This is a genomic window from Vibrio eleionomae (genome assembly GCF_009874545.1).
GTDB lineage: Bacteria > Pseudomonadota > Gammaproteobacteria > Enterobacterales > Vibrionaceae > Vibrio > Vibrio nitrifigilis.
This window is the reverse complement of record NZ_WEKT01000052.1, coordinates 1-14,352: the sequence shown is the minus strand read 5'-3', so window position 1 is coordinate 14,352 and position 14,352 is coordinate 1. Positions and strand designations below refer to the sequence as shown.

Below are 14,352 nucleotides of genomic sequence, written 5' to 3'. Positions count from 1 at the left end.
CTAGGGGAATGAATCTATTGGTATACCCAAGTAACCTCACAATGCTGTTTCAGTGTGAATGGCCTCGCTCTTAGACAACGTATTGATTTGAATACATAGTCATTCGTGGTATGAAATCATTCTATCTATTTTTCTGTCATTTAAAAGAGTCAGAATGGTGTGAGAGGGGACGGTTTCACTATTTTTACTATGAGAGACTATCGTCTTAATACATTAAGCTATTTTGTACTATTGAATTATACCCTAGTAACCTCGTTGATGAAGCTCTGAACTCTGCATCTTGCGGTCATTTGGGTATAAGTAGTTACAGCATTCTACTAAGTTTTATTATGACTAACCGAACTGATTTTACCGATTTAGTGTTTGACGATGTTGCTTTAAGGCCTGCCTATCCCAGTGAACTTGTCGATATTTATCAACTTATCACCGACGATGAAGAATGGACAAAAACGAACGGACCTTACTTTGGGTATGAACGACCTAATTTGAGAGATTTTCAAATGGGACATTTTACCCGTCTATGTTTAGGTGAAGAATGCTTGCTGATCACGATAAACGATAAACCAATCGGTTCCGTATCTTATTACTGGGAAAACAAAGATACCCGTTGGTTGGAAGTTGGAGTGATTATTTATGATTCCCACTACTGGGGACAAGGTATTGCTTTTAAGGCTTTGATTCCTTGGATCTCGCACCTGTTTAATACATTAACGATTGCTCGAGTTGGTTTAACGACTTGGTCGGGGAATCCAAGGATGATGGCCTGCGCAACTAAACTTGGGTTAACACTCGAAGGACGTATGCGTAAAGTCCGTTATTACCAAGGTGAATATTACGACTCAATTAAATACGGTGTCTTGAAAGAGGAATGGTTGGATCTCTGTTCCCAATTTGGTTCTACTCCCACCTTGGCGAAGGTTGAAAAATCACTATCAGCGCACAGTTAATGATTAGTTAATTCTAATGGTTTACAATTTTTATATGAACATTGTCACATTCTTTTAGTGTCTGTGTGATAGGGTAGAGGCCTGATTGCGCTACTCATTGTTAAATCAATTAGTTATTTTTCTCTTGTGTTAAATAAAGAGTGGTTGCACTACCAATAGGGAGAAAGTTGTCATGCAACCATGGCTGGAAATGGCTAAAAAGCTTCAAGCGATAGCACAGGCTGGACATGCTTATAGCAAGGATAAATTTGATTTGGAGCGGTTTGATCAAGTTCAAGATATCGCCTTTCAAATGATTGCGGATTTGGCCGGGACGGACGTTGATAAAATTGAACAGCTCTACATTAATGAAACGGGTTATCCTACCCCCAAAATTGATGTCCGCGGTGCAGTGTTTAAAGACGGAAAAATCTTACTCGTCAAAGAGAGAGAAGATGGCAAATGGACCTTACCGGGTGGATGGGGTGATGTGTGCGAAACGCCAACGCAAGGCGTTATGCGTGAAGTACGTGAAGAATCTGGTTACGAAGTAGCGAATCCACGCTTAGTTGCCATTAAAGATCGCGCAGTGCACGGGTATCATCCACTGTTTACATTTCATATCTACAAGTTATTTTTTCTGTGTGATTTTATTTCAGGAGAAGCAAAAGAAAATATTGAGATTTCTGACATTGGCTTTTTCGGCCGTGATGAGATTCCCGAATTGTCAGAATCACGTACGTTACCTAAAGATATTGAAATGATGTTTGAACACTTTAACGATCCTACATTAGATGTGTATGTCGATTGATATAGAACTCTCGTATTAGAGAGAGTTCTCGTTGTAATCCCTTGGTATGCTTGACGATTTTTTCTTGGCATTATTGATGTTGCGCATCCAGTTTTTTTAGGCCTTAATAAAACGTTAAAACACAAAATTTAAGCTCTACTTTGGTTAGGCAGCGTTGGTAATATTTTTAGTATCAATTTCTTTTTGAGGTAAGCGCTTATTGCGAACAAGTCCTCGGCGTACGTTTTTACACATTTTGCCAAAGCGATTTAATTCATCGAATGTTGGAATTTCCCCACGTTCTATTGCGTATTCCCAATAGGTGAGTTCGGTATCCACGAGCTCCATTAATTTTTTGGGACAACCAATACATTCATTGTCAGGGCCACAAACAAATGTATCGGCTTGATAAAGAGGAAATTCCGATTTAACCGCCTCGATAATTAGGCGCATGGCGGTGCTGCGATCAGGTTTTTTACTCATGAAGGTGATAATAATAGTCATAGTAAATGTAAGGCTATTGTATCGAATTTGTTGGAGAATGGGTACTGTATAGGCCCCATCTTTTTTATTTAGGTTTAGGTTACTTGGGTATAAGAGGGAAAAAGAATGAAATTAGCCTTATTGGTTATTGATGTACAAGATGGTCTATTCAATGTTACACCACCTCCATATAAAGCAGAGCAAGTGATAAGCAATATCAATGCCTTAACAAAATGGGCCCAGGAACAATCCTATCCTGTTGTCTTCATTCAACATGAGGAAGAGGAATTACCATTCAATAGTCCTGAGTGGCAATTGCCCACGCAATTACACACTGACCCCAGTGCCTTTTATGTACGTAAAACAACGCCCGATTCTTTTCTACATACCCAATTAGCGGCGCTTCTAGAAAAGGAGAATGTCGATCGTGTGGTTATCTGTGGTTATGCGAGTGACTTTTGTGTTGATACCACCACTCGGCGAGCGGCGGGGTTAGGTTTTCCTGTTTTATTAGTTGCAGATGCTCATACCACTCATGATAAAGCACATGCACTAGCAGCCAATATTCGTCAGCACCATAATGAGACACTCTCATCGATGAGTAGTTTTGGTGTGCCTATCAAGTTGGCAACGACTGAGTGTATTTTGAAAAACTTAAATGGGGCACAACAGTTTTTTGATATCAAATTATAGTGACTTCTCGGCGCTGCCTCAGCGTAAATGTTTTCTGTTAGGCAAGACATTGATTCATTTCTAGTTTAAAAATCTGTATGACGAATGACAACGCTCTTCAAAATAATGGCTTGAAGAGCGTTTTTTTGGCTGCGATATGTCTCATAGGCAATAAAAGGTTACGAGAGGGTATACACCTTGTTACATAAAATGCTATAACGGATTGAGTACTATTATTAACCAGTAAATGTCAGCGCCGTACGCGATGGTCGTTTGCGAGTAACCGTCATTCATTATGCCAAGGTTGTTTATGGAACCTAGTGTGAGTATTAGCCCGTTAGCTCAACAGCATTATGCCGAACTGGTCGCCTTGTCGGTGACACCGTCACAGCTTCGCTATGTGGGCAGTATGGATATGATACTTTCTAGTGTGGGTTTTGACGTGCATCCTTATGTCGTATTATCTCACCATAATAAGGGAATTGAGTGCGTGATCGGTTTTTTCCTCGTCGATACTCGCTATGGCGCTCAGTTTCACTGCGCGCCACTTAATGCGTTGGGTTTACGAGCGTTTTTTATTGATCAGCGTTACCAGCATAACGGTTATGCCCGAGCGGTATTACGCATATTGCCTGCGTATCTTCAAAAACGGTATGCTCAGCACGAGTCAATTTATCTAACGGTTCATCAGGAACATAAAAAAGCTCAAGCCCTCTATCAGCATGCTGGTTTTGTCAATTGTGATGTGACTTATCAAAATAATAATGGTGATGAGCTTGTTGTAATGAAATGGCCTGCAGTGACTGAGCCTTTAGGTGCAAATCAGGAGCGTTTGTCATGATAGAACTGATTTGTGGAGACATTACTCAGGCAAAAGTGGATGCAATTGTTAACGCGGCTAACTGCTCTCTACTTGGTGGTGGCGGGGTCGATGGCGCCATTCATCGTGCAGCTGGTCCAGAATTACTAGCGGCGTGCCAAGCTCTGCCTGAAGTGGATGGGGTTCGTTGTCCGACGGGTGAAGCTCGCCTTACTCCGGCGGGAAACTTATCTGCACAGTATGTCATTCACACCGTTGGACCTATTTATGATCAAGTTCGTCATCCTGAAAGGTTATTAGCTAAAGCCTATGAATCATCATTGGAGCTTGCGGAACAAACCCATTGTAACAGTATTGCGTTTCCTGCGATCTCATGTGGAGTTTATGGCTTTCCCCACGATGAAGCGGCTTTTATCGCTTTAAATACCTGTTTAAATGCAGAAATCCCAAATCTGCATATCCAATTTTATCTATTCAAACCACTCGATCTGACTATCTGGCAACACACGCTCAATAGTCTCCTCTGATCCCAACTCCAAGCTTTCTTTTATAGGTGGAATGGCGTTTTGTCGTTCGACTTTCTTACGGTCTTTAGACCGCGATACTCTCTAAATAAGGACTCAAAGTATGACTCAGTCACAAGTATGGAATTCATCAAAATATGCCAAAGATGCCGAATTTGTATCGCGATTGGGCTTGCCAGTCGTTGATTTATTAGCCCCTCAGCGCGGGGAGCATATTCTCGATCTGGGTTGTGGCGATGGGACATTAGCACAACATCTGGTTGAGTATGGTTGTCATATCGTCGGCGTTGATGCCAGTGACAGTATGATTGACGCTGCCAAAAGCAAAGGTATTGAAGCCTATGTAAAAAGCGGGGAAGAGCTCAATTATCAGCAAGAGTTTGATGCCGTGTTCAGTAACGCCGCGTTACATTGGATGACAAACAGCGACGCGGTGATCGCAGGTGTTGCTCAATCACTAAAAACCGGTGGCCGTTTCGTAGCCGAAATGGGCGGTTATGGCAATATCGCAGCAATTCGTGAGGCCATTGAAACGGTTTTCAACAATCACCCTGAATATGGAAGTTATCAATCACCTTGGTATTTCCCATCACCACAACAGTATGAAAAACAATTACTTTCACATGGATTTAAAGTGGAATATATTGAATTAATCCCAAGGCCAACTCCGGTACAATCAGGAATTATTGAATGGCTTAAGATTTTTGCCGCCCATGCGATTGGTCATTTAACACCGACACAGCAGCAGGTGTTTTTTGGTGAGGTTGAAAGCTTGGTGAAAACAAAACTGTATTCAGAACAGGAAGGCTGGGTGGCGGATTATGTAAGGTTGCGCTTTAAAGCGATAAAGACGGCATAGTAATAAAATAAGGAAATGAATATGTTGCAAATTCGAACCATGGAAATTGATGATTATAACCACGTGATTGAGTTGTGGTATCAAACCGAAAACTTACGAATGAGAGATAGCGATTCACGAGAAAATATTGGTCGATATTTGCAACATAATCCAGGCCTGAGCTTTGTGGCTTTTAACCATGATAAATTGGTGGGGGCCATTTTAGTTGGCACTGATGGTCGACGCGGATACGTTCAGCATCTGTCTGTTGATAAGCTGTGCCGTGGTCAGGGAGTTGGACGTCAATTAATTGCCCATGCAGTCGACGCCTTAGCCAAGGTTGGCATTGATAAAACCCATTTATTTGTATTCAACGGGAATAAATCGGCCCAAGCGTTCTATGACCGTTTAGGCTGGGAACCTCGTGATGACGTTCGTATGTTCAGTTTTAATAGTAGTAATAATGAAAATATATAAACGGTCATAGCCCAGTAACCTCAAGATGCTGTTTCAGCGCGAATATATTCGCTCTTAGGTAAGGCTCTGATTTGAAGCCATAGTGATTCTGCGTTGAACATCAATATTGCCATTAATGACGGGGGTTTTTGGGCAATTTGCAAAAGAGTCCCTCTTTTTTGAGAGCAATATAACATATTGATAATTGATATAAATTGTGGGTGTGTATATGATTTGTCCCTATGACTAATGCCCTTATAGGGTGCAAACAACGTTGGTAATAACATGGCAAATTTTAACGAATATAAAGTCGTCTCTATTGTTGAAGGCGGTTGCGGCACAATTTTACTCGGTTCAAGTGGCCTTCCTTTGCAACGCTTGGAAGCAGAGTTGAATCGTTATGCGCAAGATGGTTGGCAAGTTGTTTTTCAAGTGATTGAGAAAAAAAGGTTTATGCTCTTTTGGCAGCGTGAAGCTGTTATTTTAACTCTAGGCCGCTAATTTGCGTCGCTTATCGTTAGCCTTGATCCGCTTTTATCAAAGAACAGGTGGATCTCGGCGTTGGTTTCAAACGGAGTGTAATTTCGAGCCCACGTGTTCGGAATACACTCGTTTATGCATTGAAAAATATGGCGCACTCAAAGGTTGGAAACTAGGTTTGGCACGTATTCGTCGATGTAATCATCCAGATTTAGTCGAAAAGATTCGTGATGAGGTCCCATAAATGAATATCTTCGAATCGAACCATGATTTAGAAGAAAAAGAGCAAGCTTTAAGTCAACAAGTCCATGCCTTAGAGGTGACTCGCAAACGCTATTACTTTGCCCAGCTAGCGGCGCGAATTAAGGATCCCGATACGTATGCAGTACTAAATTGGTCGTTTATTGGTGGTTTTCACCATCTTTATCTTGGTCGATATGGCTTATTTTTGGGGGAAATCTTTCTATTAATTGTCGCAATTACGACGATTTCACTGGGTATTACTTCCGGTTGGTTTATTATCGGTTTATTAGTGTTATTTGAATTACCTCAGTTATTTTTCTCACAAAAAATTGTCCGTCAGTATAATTATTCTGTTTCTACAAAAATACTTTGTGAAGCGAGAGAAAAACCACTGGTAGAACAATAACGTCTTGTTATACTTAGCGATATTGTCTCGTTGCTTTTTGTAGGGCTCAACGAGAACGACTAAGTATTTAAGAGGTATCACATTGGTGTTACACATCAATTGTATTTAAGGTGAGTTATGTCGTTATCAATCACTCTCGCCACCATGCAGGACGTGACAGCTATTCATAGTTTGACATCACAACTTGGTTATCATGCCGATCAAGAGCAATCCCGCCAGTGGTTACATCAAATGCTTCATTCCGACAGCCATACTGTATTTGTCGCCAAGCGTGATGAATTAACCTTAGGTTGGGTTGCAGTAGAAAAGCGGCTATTTCTTGAGTCGGGTTTTAAAGCCGAAATCACGGGCTTAGTTGTGGCCGATGTTGAACGTCGTGCAGGAATCGGCCGAGCATTGGTCGAACAGGCAAAAGAATGGGCAACAGTTCATGGACTAACAGAACTAGTGGTGCGCTCAAATATTAGCCGTGAGCACTCCCATCTGTTTTATCAAAGGATAGGGTTCCATCATCAGAAAACGGCGCATCAATATCAAATGGAATTACCTGTACTCTCTTTTTAACGACCGTTTTTAAATACTCAGCATTTTATTGGCAGTTCACATACACTGCCAGTGAATGCTAACTCCAGTTATCCCATGATTCTGTTGCAGCGAGAATGGTTTCATGATTATTCCAATATTTTTCGGGCATATAAGATATTTTTCAAGTAATTAAATAACAGTAGGAAATATATGACACAACATCACGCATACCTCTTTGATATGGATGGTACTTTAGTCAATTCAGAGCCCTTAAAGGGTAAAGCGATTGCAATGGCATGCGAAGAGTATGGTGTAAACATTGATTATCATATCTATCAGGCTGTAATGGGGCAAAATTGGGATCAAGTGACGCAGCATTTTTTTGAACAAGGAAATATTCAGCCTCCGTTCGACGAATTCAACGTGAAATTTCGCGCTCATTACGAGCGTTTACTCAATGAGCAACTGACGCTTAATCCTGGCGCCCGTGAATACCTAGAATCGTTAGCAAAACAGAGCAAGTCACTTGCTTTAGTCAGTTCTGCCGCTCGCTGGATGGTTGAACATATATTGCAACAGCTTGAATTGACGCATCTGTTTTCGGTCATGATTTGTCGTGAGGATGTTCAAAAACATAAACCTGATCCAGAAGCTTACGTATCAGCGCTTAAACAGTTAGGTGTGGACGCTTCCCAAGCTATCATTTTTGAGGATTCTGCAGCGGGCATCGAAGCGGGTGTTGCGGCTGGTTGTGAAGTGATTGCGATTGCGCATGATTTCAATGGTAGTAACGATTTTAGTAAAGCGAAACAGACAATTACAGATTTTGCTCTACTGATGTAATCAAATTTACTCCCATCTTTACTTAAGTAAGGTCAAGACGCTGATCCAGTGAGAAGGTGTCATTTATGATAGAGTTTTCTATGTAATTGTTGTGATTAAGGCCATACACCAAGATGAAAAAAGAATTAAACCATCAGTTACTTGATCAGCTAATGATGATTGCTGAGCGTAAAAAATGCCTCGATCACAATAGTGATTGGTTTCAAGGGCCAGATACTTATCTATCTGGTCTGGTCAATGAAGTTGCAGAAGTACGACAAGAAATAGAAAGTCGACGGACGGTTTATTTAGAAGATGAGCTCCCGAAGGGCGAGTTGTATTCGCTCCTAGGCGGTGTTACTGATTTTCAACGTAGAATGGCTATGTCTTCAAATCAGTGCCTTGCCTAAGAGCGAATACATTCTCGCTGAAACAGCATCTTGAGGTTACTTGGGTATAAATACGAACAACGCATTTCAGGGATTGAAAAAGATCAATTGTGGGATGACATTAAACAGCTACAAGCAACTACTCTTGCTCAAGAGCATGCGATAGCAATATCTGCGACAGAAAAGGATGAATAAAAACAAAGTATGAATATTGGCATTTACGTCTACGAAAACTCGGAAGTACTTGATTTTAGCGGTCCCTTTGAAGTTTTTTCGACGGCAGCACGTTTACGGCGACCTGATTGGAATGTCTTCACGTTAGGGCAAACACTCAACCCTATTCAAGCTCGAGGAGGGTTTAATCATACCCCCAAGTATTCGGTCACGTCCCATCCTCCTATTGATGTTTTAGTTGTGGTCGGTGGTGTTCATCATGATGAAATGGATAAAGCAGATGTGATTGCTTGGATAGTGGATGTTGCACAGTCAGCACAATGGGTCACGTCCGTGTGCACTGGCGCGTTTTTATTAGGTAAAGCTGGGCTGTTAGAGGGGAAAAAAGCCACCACACATTGGGAAGATCTTCCGCAACTCAAACAGTTGTTTACTAATACTCAAGTCATCTCGGACTCGCGTTGGGTGCACGATGGTCATGTGGTGACTTCGGCGGGAATATCAGCAGGTATCGATATGTGTTTGTGGCTTGTAAGTCAGATAGCAGATTTAGAGCTTGCTGAGCTAACGGCAATGCAAATGGACTACGATTGGAAGACTGGAACGCAAGAAGATCTAATCTTTAATGATTTCAGTTAAAGGTGACGTTGTCTCTGGTGCTTTTCCTTGTTCCGAATCGCGTTTCTGCCGTAGGTAGTTGTCCACTATTGTTACTTGTTCTTCATTGGCCTCAATACCTAATTTTGTGCGGCGCCAAAGTACATCATCAACGTGATAGACATGCTCAAATTCTAATAAGTAGTCCACTTCTTTGGTAAATAGCCCAGGTATCAGTTCACTCCCTAAATCAGCCGTGCAAGAAACGTTACGTAGTAGCGTCGTGCTAACGCGCGAACCGTAACTGGTGAGCCATCGCTGAATTAATTCCGATGCAATGAAAGGGTAGGCTTGAGTGAGATCGTGATACAACATTGAGTAATCATAGTGCTCTGAACCTGGTAAGGTAGACGGAATCTTTGGCTCTGGCTCAATATTAGGCAAATACGGTTCGAGCTTTTCTAATGCCGCTTGAGCCAATTTTCTATAAGTGGTGAGTTTGCCACCGAATATCGACAAAATGGATGGACAAGATTCATCGAGAGCCAGAGTGTAGTCACGAGTAATCGCCTGTGGAGAATCGGATTCATCATCACATAATGGTCGTACACCACTATATTGGTAAACGATATCTTCGCGACGAATTTGGTGTTTGAAATGTTGGTTCACAATCTCGATGAGATAATCTTGTTCTTGTTCAGATATCGATGCTTCTCTTGGGTTGCCGTGATATTCAACATCGGTGGTGCCAATTAATGAATATTTCTCCAAATAGGGGATGACGAATACGATTCGATGGTCGCTGTTTTGCAAAATATAGGCATATGGTTCGTCATGAATTTGGGGTACAACGATATGGGATCCTTTTATCATGCGGATGCCATAAGGTGACGTTAATTGAGTTTGTTGAGTCAGAAAGGATTTCACCCATGGGCCGGTGGCATTGACTAACGTTTTACTCATACGAGTTGAGCGAGTCTGAGTTCTTTGGTCGAATAAATCAACATGCCATAAGCCATCTTTGTGATAGGCTTTTTCTACTGTACAGTAGTTGCGAGTTTCGGCCCCATGCTCTTGTGCACTTAAAATGTTCAGAATAACTAAACGGGCATCATCAACCCAGCAATCTGAATATTCGAATCCCTGCTTAAATGTCTCTTTCACGACATTGGGATCAAGGGTGATACGATAGCTTTTCTCCAATGTTGAATCGGCTTGAGCGTCATGCGGTTTAATGATCGCAGGTGCTTTCCCTCTCATACCTAAATGATCGTAAAGAAATAAGCCCATTCGAATCATCCAGGTGGGGCGCAAATGGGGTTCATGAGGCAGACGAAATCGCATGGGTTTAACAAGGTGGGGCGCTTTTTTCAGTAGCACTTCGCGTTCAGCTAGAGCTTCACTGACCAGACGAAATTCATAATGCTCTAAATATCGCAGGCCGCCATGAATCAGTTTTGAACTGGCTGATGAGGTTGCGCCAGCGAAATCATGTGCATCGTAGATTGCAACTTTTAGCCCTCTTTGACTGGCTTCTGCTGCAATTCCAGCTCCGTTAATTCCTCCGCCGACCACGATAATGTCGAAAATAGTCTCATGTTGTGGGTGAGCGGATGTTTTCGGCTGCATCATAAAGCGTCCCTAGCTAGCGATCTGAATTTCTATTAAAACGTTTTTTTTGCGTAAAAATCCATCACTTTCTATAAGTTATGATAGATGGCTCAATAATAAGGGTAGGCTAAAGATACTTAAATGACCTTAATAAGCATAAAAAAACCGCCTATTAAAATAAGCGGTTTTTCATTGAAGGGGGCTACTTAAGCAAACACTTCACGAAAATCACGTTTTAGAATAGGGTCACGACGAGCCTTTTTCAGTTGCTTCATCATGTCTTTAACGCAGTTATACAGTACTTCGTCTAACATTTGAGTGCGATAGTTTTCTTTATCTTCATCACTCATGTCTTTCGGTAAATTGAGCGTTGGAAACTCTTCCATGACGTTCATCCCTGCAAAAGCTTGGCTTACAGTGATGAGGGCATGAAATTGATCGAAGCTATCCAGGATATTTTGTGCACTGGCTGGTAGGCTATCCCAAGATTCCCGTACAGCTTCTTCAGACACTTCGTGGATGGATTGAATCATGTGATACATGGCTTCGGGCACTTGCTCAAATTCGATCACATGACGTAGCTCAGGTGATAGAGACTCCAAGTCTACAACTGGAGTTTCGGTTGGGGTAGTATCGGACATGATTGGTGATCCTAATTATGTAAAATGGCGATCCTAAAAAGTTCTCGGCAGAAGTCAATAAACATCGTTAATCAATCGGTTGTTTGGCGGTTTTTTCAGCGTTTTATTACATGATTTGCGTTAGAAATGACGAACCAGTTAGCATAAATGCCTCTAGCCCCACCAACGGGGCTAGAGGAAAATATTAGCTTGCTAATTTGAACTGTTTAACTCGAGACATAAGACGGATTGACATATCCGCTAATTCTTCACTGTTACGTTGTAACTCAGATGCGTCGTTTGCGGTATTCACGCTGATTTCTGTGGCATTATCAATGCTGCCACTGATAGCGCAGGTGGTTGCGTTTTGTTCTTCTATCGCTATCGCCACTTGGGAATTAGCATCATGCAGCTCATCAATGGTATTTTTGATTGTATCCATCGATTCTGTAACTTGGTTTGCTTGGCAACTGGCTCGGGTTGTTGTGTCCTGACAGTGCACGACCGATGTATTCACTTGTTCGACGCTTTGTTGCAATTGCGCGATTAATGCTTCTATTTCATCAGTGGACGTTTGGGTGCGATGAGACAGTGAGCGAACTTCATCGGCAACCACTGCGAAACCTCGGCCTTGTTCGCCCGCGCGAGCGGATTCGATTGCTGCATTTAAGGCGAGTAGGTTGGTCTGCTCAGCGATGCCATGAATGGTGGTGATGATGGAACCAATACTCTCTGATTGTTTCAGCAATTGCTGTGTGGTCGCCGCGCAATCATTCATATCTTGATTGATGGTTGAAATACTGCTGAGCACGGCGCTGATGGTTTCAACAGTGATCGATGTTGATTCTGATGCACTACTAGTAAATTGCGAGGTTTGTTCTGCACTACACGCAATCTCTTCCGACGAGGCTGTCATTTGGTGGAGCGCGACACTGATCTGTTCCATCTCACTTTTTAACGTCGTGGTGGAATTATTTACATTGCCTGCGATGTGATTGAGCGAGCCAGACATAGTGTTGACGCTACCCGATGCATTACTGACTTCACCTATGACTTCCGCTAACGATTCGAACGAGAGGTTAAGGTGATAGCTTAATGTCGTGAATTCGTCTTTTTTACGCAAGTCAACGTCATTGCGGTGGGTGAGATCGCCGGCTGCAAGGGCTCGGATACCCACGGTTAAACGATCCATTCCGTTACTGATCATCCTTGAGCAGCCCACTGAACACGCTATTGCCGTCAGTAATGCAACCCCACTGAGAATCTCGATAAGTAATTGAAACAGTGCTTTCTCTTGTGCAATGACGTCGGCTTCATGCTGTTGCATTTCGAGTAAATCGGCTTTTATCATTTTAATGTCATCAGCCGTACGACTGCCAAATATGGCAAGTTGGTGCTTCTCTTTCAATAAGATGACAATCAGCGAGTTAAGCTTATCGAAAGCGGCTAAGAAAAGTTTTTCATGTTTTTCAAAGTCAGTAAACAACGCTCGCTCTTGCGCATTATGTAATTGAGATTTAACGGATTGTAGGTATTTGGGTAACTCGCCACTCACTAAATGTTCAAATTCTTTTGTGTCGTGCTGGCTATCGTATATGGCTTCGATTGCTTTGACTTCGATTGACAGCATGACTTCAAGAAGTTTGGCAATGGTATATTCAAAGTTAGAGTCTTGAGATTGTTTGGCAGTAATCAGGAGGTTATCGAGATCCTGTTTAACAATTTTAAACTCTTTTAAAAATTGATTTTGGTAAATGTCATCAAAGCTATGAATCTGCTCAATCACCTTTTCAAATAGTGCGATGTAAGAATGAATATCTTTCGATAACTGCTCAGTTTCTTGATTCAGTTTCGGGTTCGTTTTCATTACCGGGCTGTGTTCGAGCGTATTTAATGCCTTTTCGAGCTTGAGGCGTTCTCTGTTAAACGTGGCTAGCTCTTCATCTAAGTGGTCAAAAAAGAATTGGGTCGCGGATATACGCGCACTTAGAAAGGTAGACTGTACGTCACTAACTAGCGCGAATAGATGCGATTCCTTCAATACGTGTTTGAATGCAGTAGCGGAGTGGTTTAAACCGATCAGCGATGTACCAGAAGTGAATGCAAAACTGACCACACACACACTAAAGCCGAGTATCACTTTAGTTCTTACTGATTGCCAATTAATCATACGCACTCCCAACATCACCTTCTGATGTAAAAAATTATTTTTGCGACCTAGTTATTATGATTGAGCTTGATGTAAACAAAATATGTTGCTAGGTGATGTGTATCACCTTTGATAGCAAATACATCTTTGTGGGTGTCTTATAATTAAGAAAAAAGGAGTTACATGTTCATTCACGTTGATGATAAAGAGGGATGGTTTACGATGTTTTTATATCTAACACTATGATATAAAGAACAAAATTAAGACATTACTCTAAAAGGATAACTAATGAGATTGATCGCGCCTTCTACTTTATATCAACAGCAATTCATTGCTTTTTATCGGGAAATAGAGGCAGCTGGAGAAGAAAATCGTGAGTTATACCAACCAGCTCAAGAGGATTTTCAAAATTACGTTAACGAGATCACGATGCATGCGCAGGGAAAGAGGTTGCCGGAAGGGTGGGTGCCGAGTTCAACATTTTGGATGGTGGATGATAGCGATAATATTGTTGGCGTGGTAAGAATTCGTCACAATATAAACGCCCCAATCTTACGTAATGAACTTGGCCATATCGGCTATGACATCGCACCCTCATGTCGGAGAAAAGGCTACGGAACTCTGATTCTTAAGATGGCTTTGAGTCAAGCGCGTGAACTGGGTATCAGTAAATTAAGGCTGACTGCCGACGAAAATAACCTTGGTTCGCGCAAAATCATCGAACGCAATGGCGGTATGTTGGATGAGCTTAAGCAAAGTGATGAATTTAATCGCAGAACGGCGACTTATTGGATAAATATTAAATAAAATTATTAACAGTATTACAG

The 14,352-nt window shown here is 41.8% G+C and carries 20 protein-coding genes; 16 read left to right on the top strand and 4 right to left on the bottom strand.

Translation table 11 applies throughout. From position 1 onward, the window contains the following. The first annotated feature begins 329 nt into the window (after window positions 1-329). Window positions 330-947, top strand: coding sequence for a GNAT family N-acetyltransferase (locus F9817_RS19385; protein ID WP_161157819.1), 618 nt, complete (start codon window positions 330-332; stop codon window positions 945-947). A gap of 172 nt (window positions 948-1,119) precedes the next feature. Continuing rightward, entirely contained in the window at window positions 1,120-1,737 is a 618-nt protein-coding gene (locus F9817_RS19380; RefSeq protein ID WP_161157818.1) for an NUDIX hydrolase, read from the top strand. 144 nt (window positions 1,738-1,881) lie between these two features. On the opposite strand, the gene F9817_RS19375 is transcribed toward F9817_RS19380, so the two are convergent. After that, on the bottom strand, window positions 1,882-2,199 hold the full coding sequence (locus F9817_RS19375) for a hypothetical protein (protein WP_161157817.1): 318 nt from the start codon (window positions 2,197-2,199) through the stop codon (window positions 1,882-1,884). A gap of 126 nt (window positions 2,200-2,325) precedes the next feature. On the opposite strand from F9817_RS19375, the gene F9817_RS19370 reads away from it, so the two are divergent. The 13 genes from F9817_RS19370 (at window position 2,326) to F9817_RS19310 (ending at window position 9,187) form a co-directional block, all read left to right on the top strand. After that, window positions 2,326-2,892, top strand: a complete 567-nt coding sequence (locus tag F9817_RS19370; protein ID WP_161157816.1) for a cysteine hydrolase family protein — start codon at window positions 2,326-2,328, stop codon at window positions 2,890-2,892. 301 nt (window positions 2,893-3,193) lie between these two features. Further along, on the top strand, window positions 3,194-3,712 hold the full coding sequence (locus F9817_RS19365) for a GNAT family N-acetyltransferase (protein ID WP_161157815.1): 519 nt from the start codon (window positions 3,194-3,196) through the stop codon (window positions 3,710-3,712). Continuing rightward, window positions 3,709-4,218, top strand: coding sequence for an O-acetyl-ADP-ribose deacetylase (locus F9817_RS19360; protein WP_161157814.1), 510 nt, complete (start codon window positions 3,709-3,711; stop codon window positions 4,216-4,218). The genes F9817_RS19365 and F9817_RS19360 overlap by 4 nt, the downstream gene beginning before the upstream one ends. 100 nt (window positions 4,219-4,318) lie before the next feature. Then, window positions 4,319-5,074, top strand: a complete 756-nt coding sequence (locus F9817_RS19355; RefSeq protein ID WP_161157813.1) for a class I SAM-dependent methyltransferase — start codon at window positions 4,319-4,321, stop codon at window positions 5,072-5,074. A 21-nt stretch (window positions 5,075-5,095) separates the two neighbouring features. Continuing rightward, a complete protein-coding gene (locus F9817_RS19350; RefSeq protein ID WP_161157812.1) occupies window positions 5,096-5,530 on the top strand; it encodes a GNAT family N-acetyltransferase in 435 nt (144 codons plus the stop codon). Window positions 5,531-5,794: 264 nt separating this feature from the next. Next, window positions 5,795-6,010 carry a DUF4177 domain-containing protein gene (locus F9817_RS19345; protein WP_161157811.1) on the top strand — a complete coding sequence of 72 codons (216 nt, stop codon included), beginning with the start codon at window positions 5,795-5,797 and terminating at the stop codon, window positions 6,008-6,010. A gap of 1 nt (window position 6,011) precedes the next feature. Beyond that, window positions 6,012-6,233 (top strand): membrane protein insertion efficiency factor YidD, encoded by a 222-nt coding sequence (gene yidD / locus F9817_RS19340; RefSeq protein WP_268982066.1) that lies wholly within the window; start codon window positions 6,012-6,014, stop codon window positions 6,231-6,233. Next, entirely contained in the window at window positions 6,234-6,638 is a 405-nt protein-coding gene (locus F9817_RS19335) for a hypothetical protein (protein WP_161157810.1), read from the top strand. It abuts the gene before it with no gap. Between the two features lie 117 nt (window positions 6,639-6,755). Continuing rightward, on the top strand, window positions 6,756-7,202 hold the full coding sequence (locus F9817_RS19330; RefSeq protein ID WP_161157809.1) for a GNAT family N-acetyltransferase: 447 nt from the start codon (window positions 6,756-6,758) through the stop codon (window positions 7,200-7,202). A gap of 171 nt (window positions 7,203-7,373) precedes the next feature. Then, window positions 7,374-8,006 (top strand): HAD family hydrolase, encoded by a 633-nt coding sequence (locus F9817_RS19325; RefSeq protein ID WP_161157808.1) that lies wholly within the window; start codon window positions 7,374-7,376, stop codon window positions 8,004-8,006. A 113-nt stretch (window positions 8,007-8,119) separates the two neighbouring features. After that, window positions 8,120-8,395, top strand: a complete 276-nt coding sequence (locus tag F9817_RS19320; RefSeq protein ID WP_161157807.1) for a hypothetical protein — start codon at window positions 8,120-8,122, stop codon at window positions 8,393-8,395. Window positions 8,396-8,425: 30 nt separating this feature from the next. Continuing rightward, window positions 8,426-8,569, top strand: coding sequence for a hypothetical protein (locus F9817_RS19315; protein WP_161157806.1), 144 nt, complete (start codon window positions 8,426-8,428; stop codon window positions 8,567-8,569). A 9-nt stretch (window positions 8,570-8,578) separates the two neighbouring features. Beyond that, complete coding sequence (locus tag F9817_RS19310; RefSeq protein ID WP_161157805.1) at window positions 8,579-9,187, top strand: DJ-1/PfpI family protein; 609 nt, start codon at window positions 8,579-8,581, stop codon at window positions 9,185-9,187. On the opposite strand, the gene glpD is transcribed toward F9817_RS19310, so the two are convergent. The 3 genes from glpD to F9817_RS19295 all read right to left on the bottom strand — a co-directional run bounded on the left by glpD (window position 9,164) and on the right by F9817_RS19295 (window position 13,546). Beyond that, window positions 9,164-10,777 carry a glycerol-3-phosphate dehydrogenase gene (gene glpD, locus F9817_RS19305; protein ID WP_161157804.1) on the bottom strand — a complete coding sequence of 538 codons (1,614 nt, stop codon included), beginning with the start codon at window positions 10,775-10,777 and terminating at the stop codon, window positions 9,164-9,166. The genes F9817_RS19310 and glpD overlap by 24 nt on opposite strands. A 185-nt stretch (window positions 10,778-10,962) precedes the next feature. After that, entirely contained in the window at window positions 10,963-11,397 is a 435-nt protein-coding gene (locus tag F9817_RS19300; RefSeq protein WP_161157803.1) for a DUF3069 domain-containing protein, read from the bottom strand. A 184-nt stretch (window positions 11,398-11,581) separates the two neighbouring features. After that, complete coding sequence (locus F9817_RS19295) at window positions 11,582-13,546, bottom strand: methyl-accepting chemotaxis protein (RefSeq protein WP_161157802.1); 1,965 nt, start codon at window positions 13,544-13,546, stop codon at window positions 11,582-11,584. 267 nt (window positions 13,547-13,813) lie between these two features. Here F9817_RS19295 and F9817_RS19290 point away from each other — a divergent pair, with 267 nt between their 5' ends. Then, window positions 13,814-14,332 (top strand): GNAT family N-acetyltransferase, encoded by a 519-nt coding sequence (locus F9817_RS19290; protein WP_161157801.1) that lies wholly within the window; start codon window positions 13,814-13,816, stop codon window positions 14,330-14,332. The last annotated feature ends 20 nt before the right edge of the window (window positions 14,333-14,352 follow it).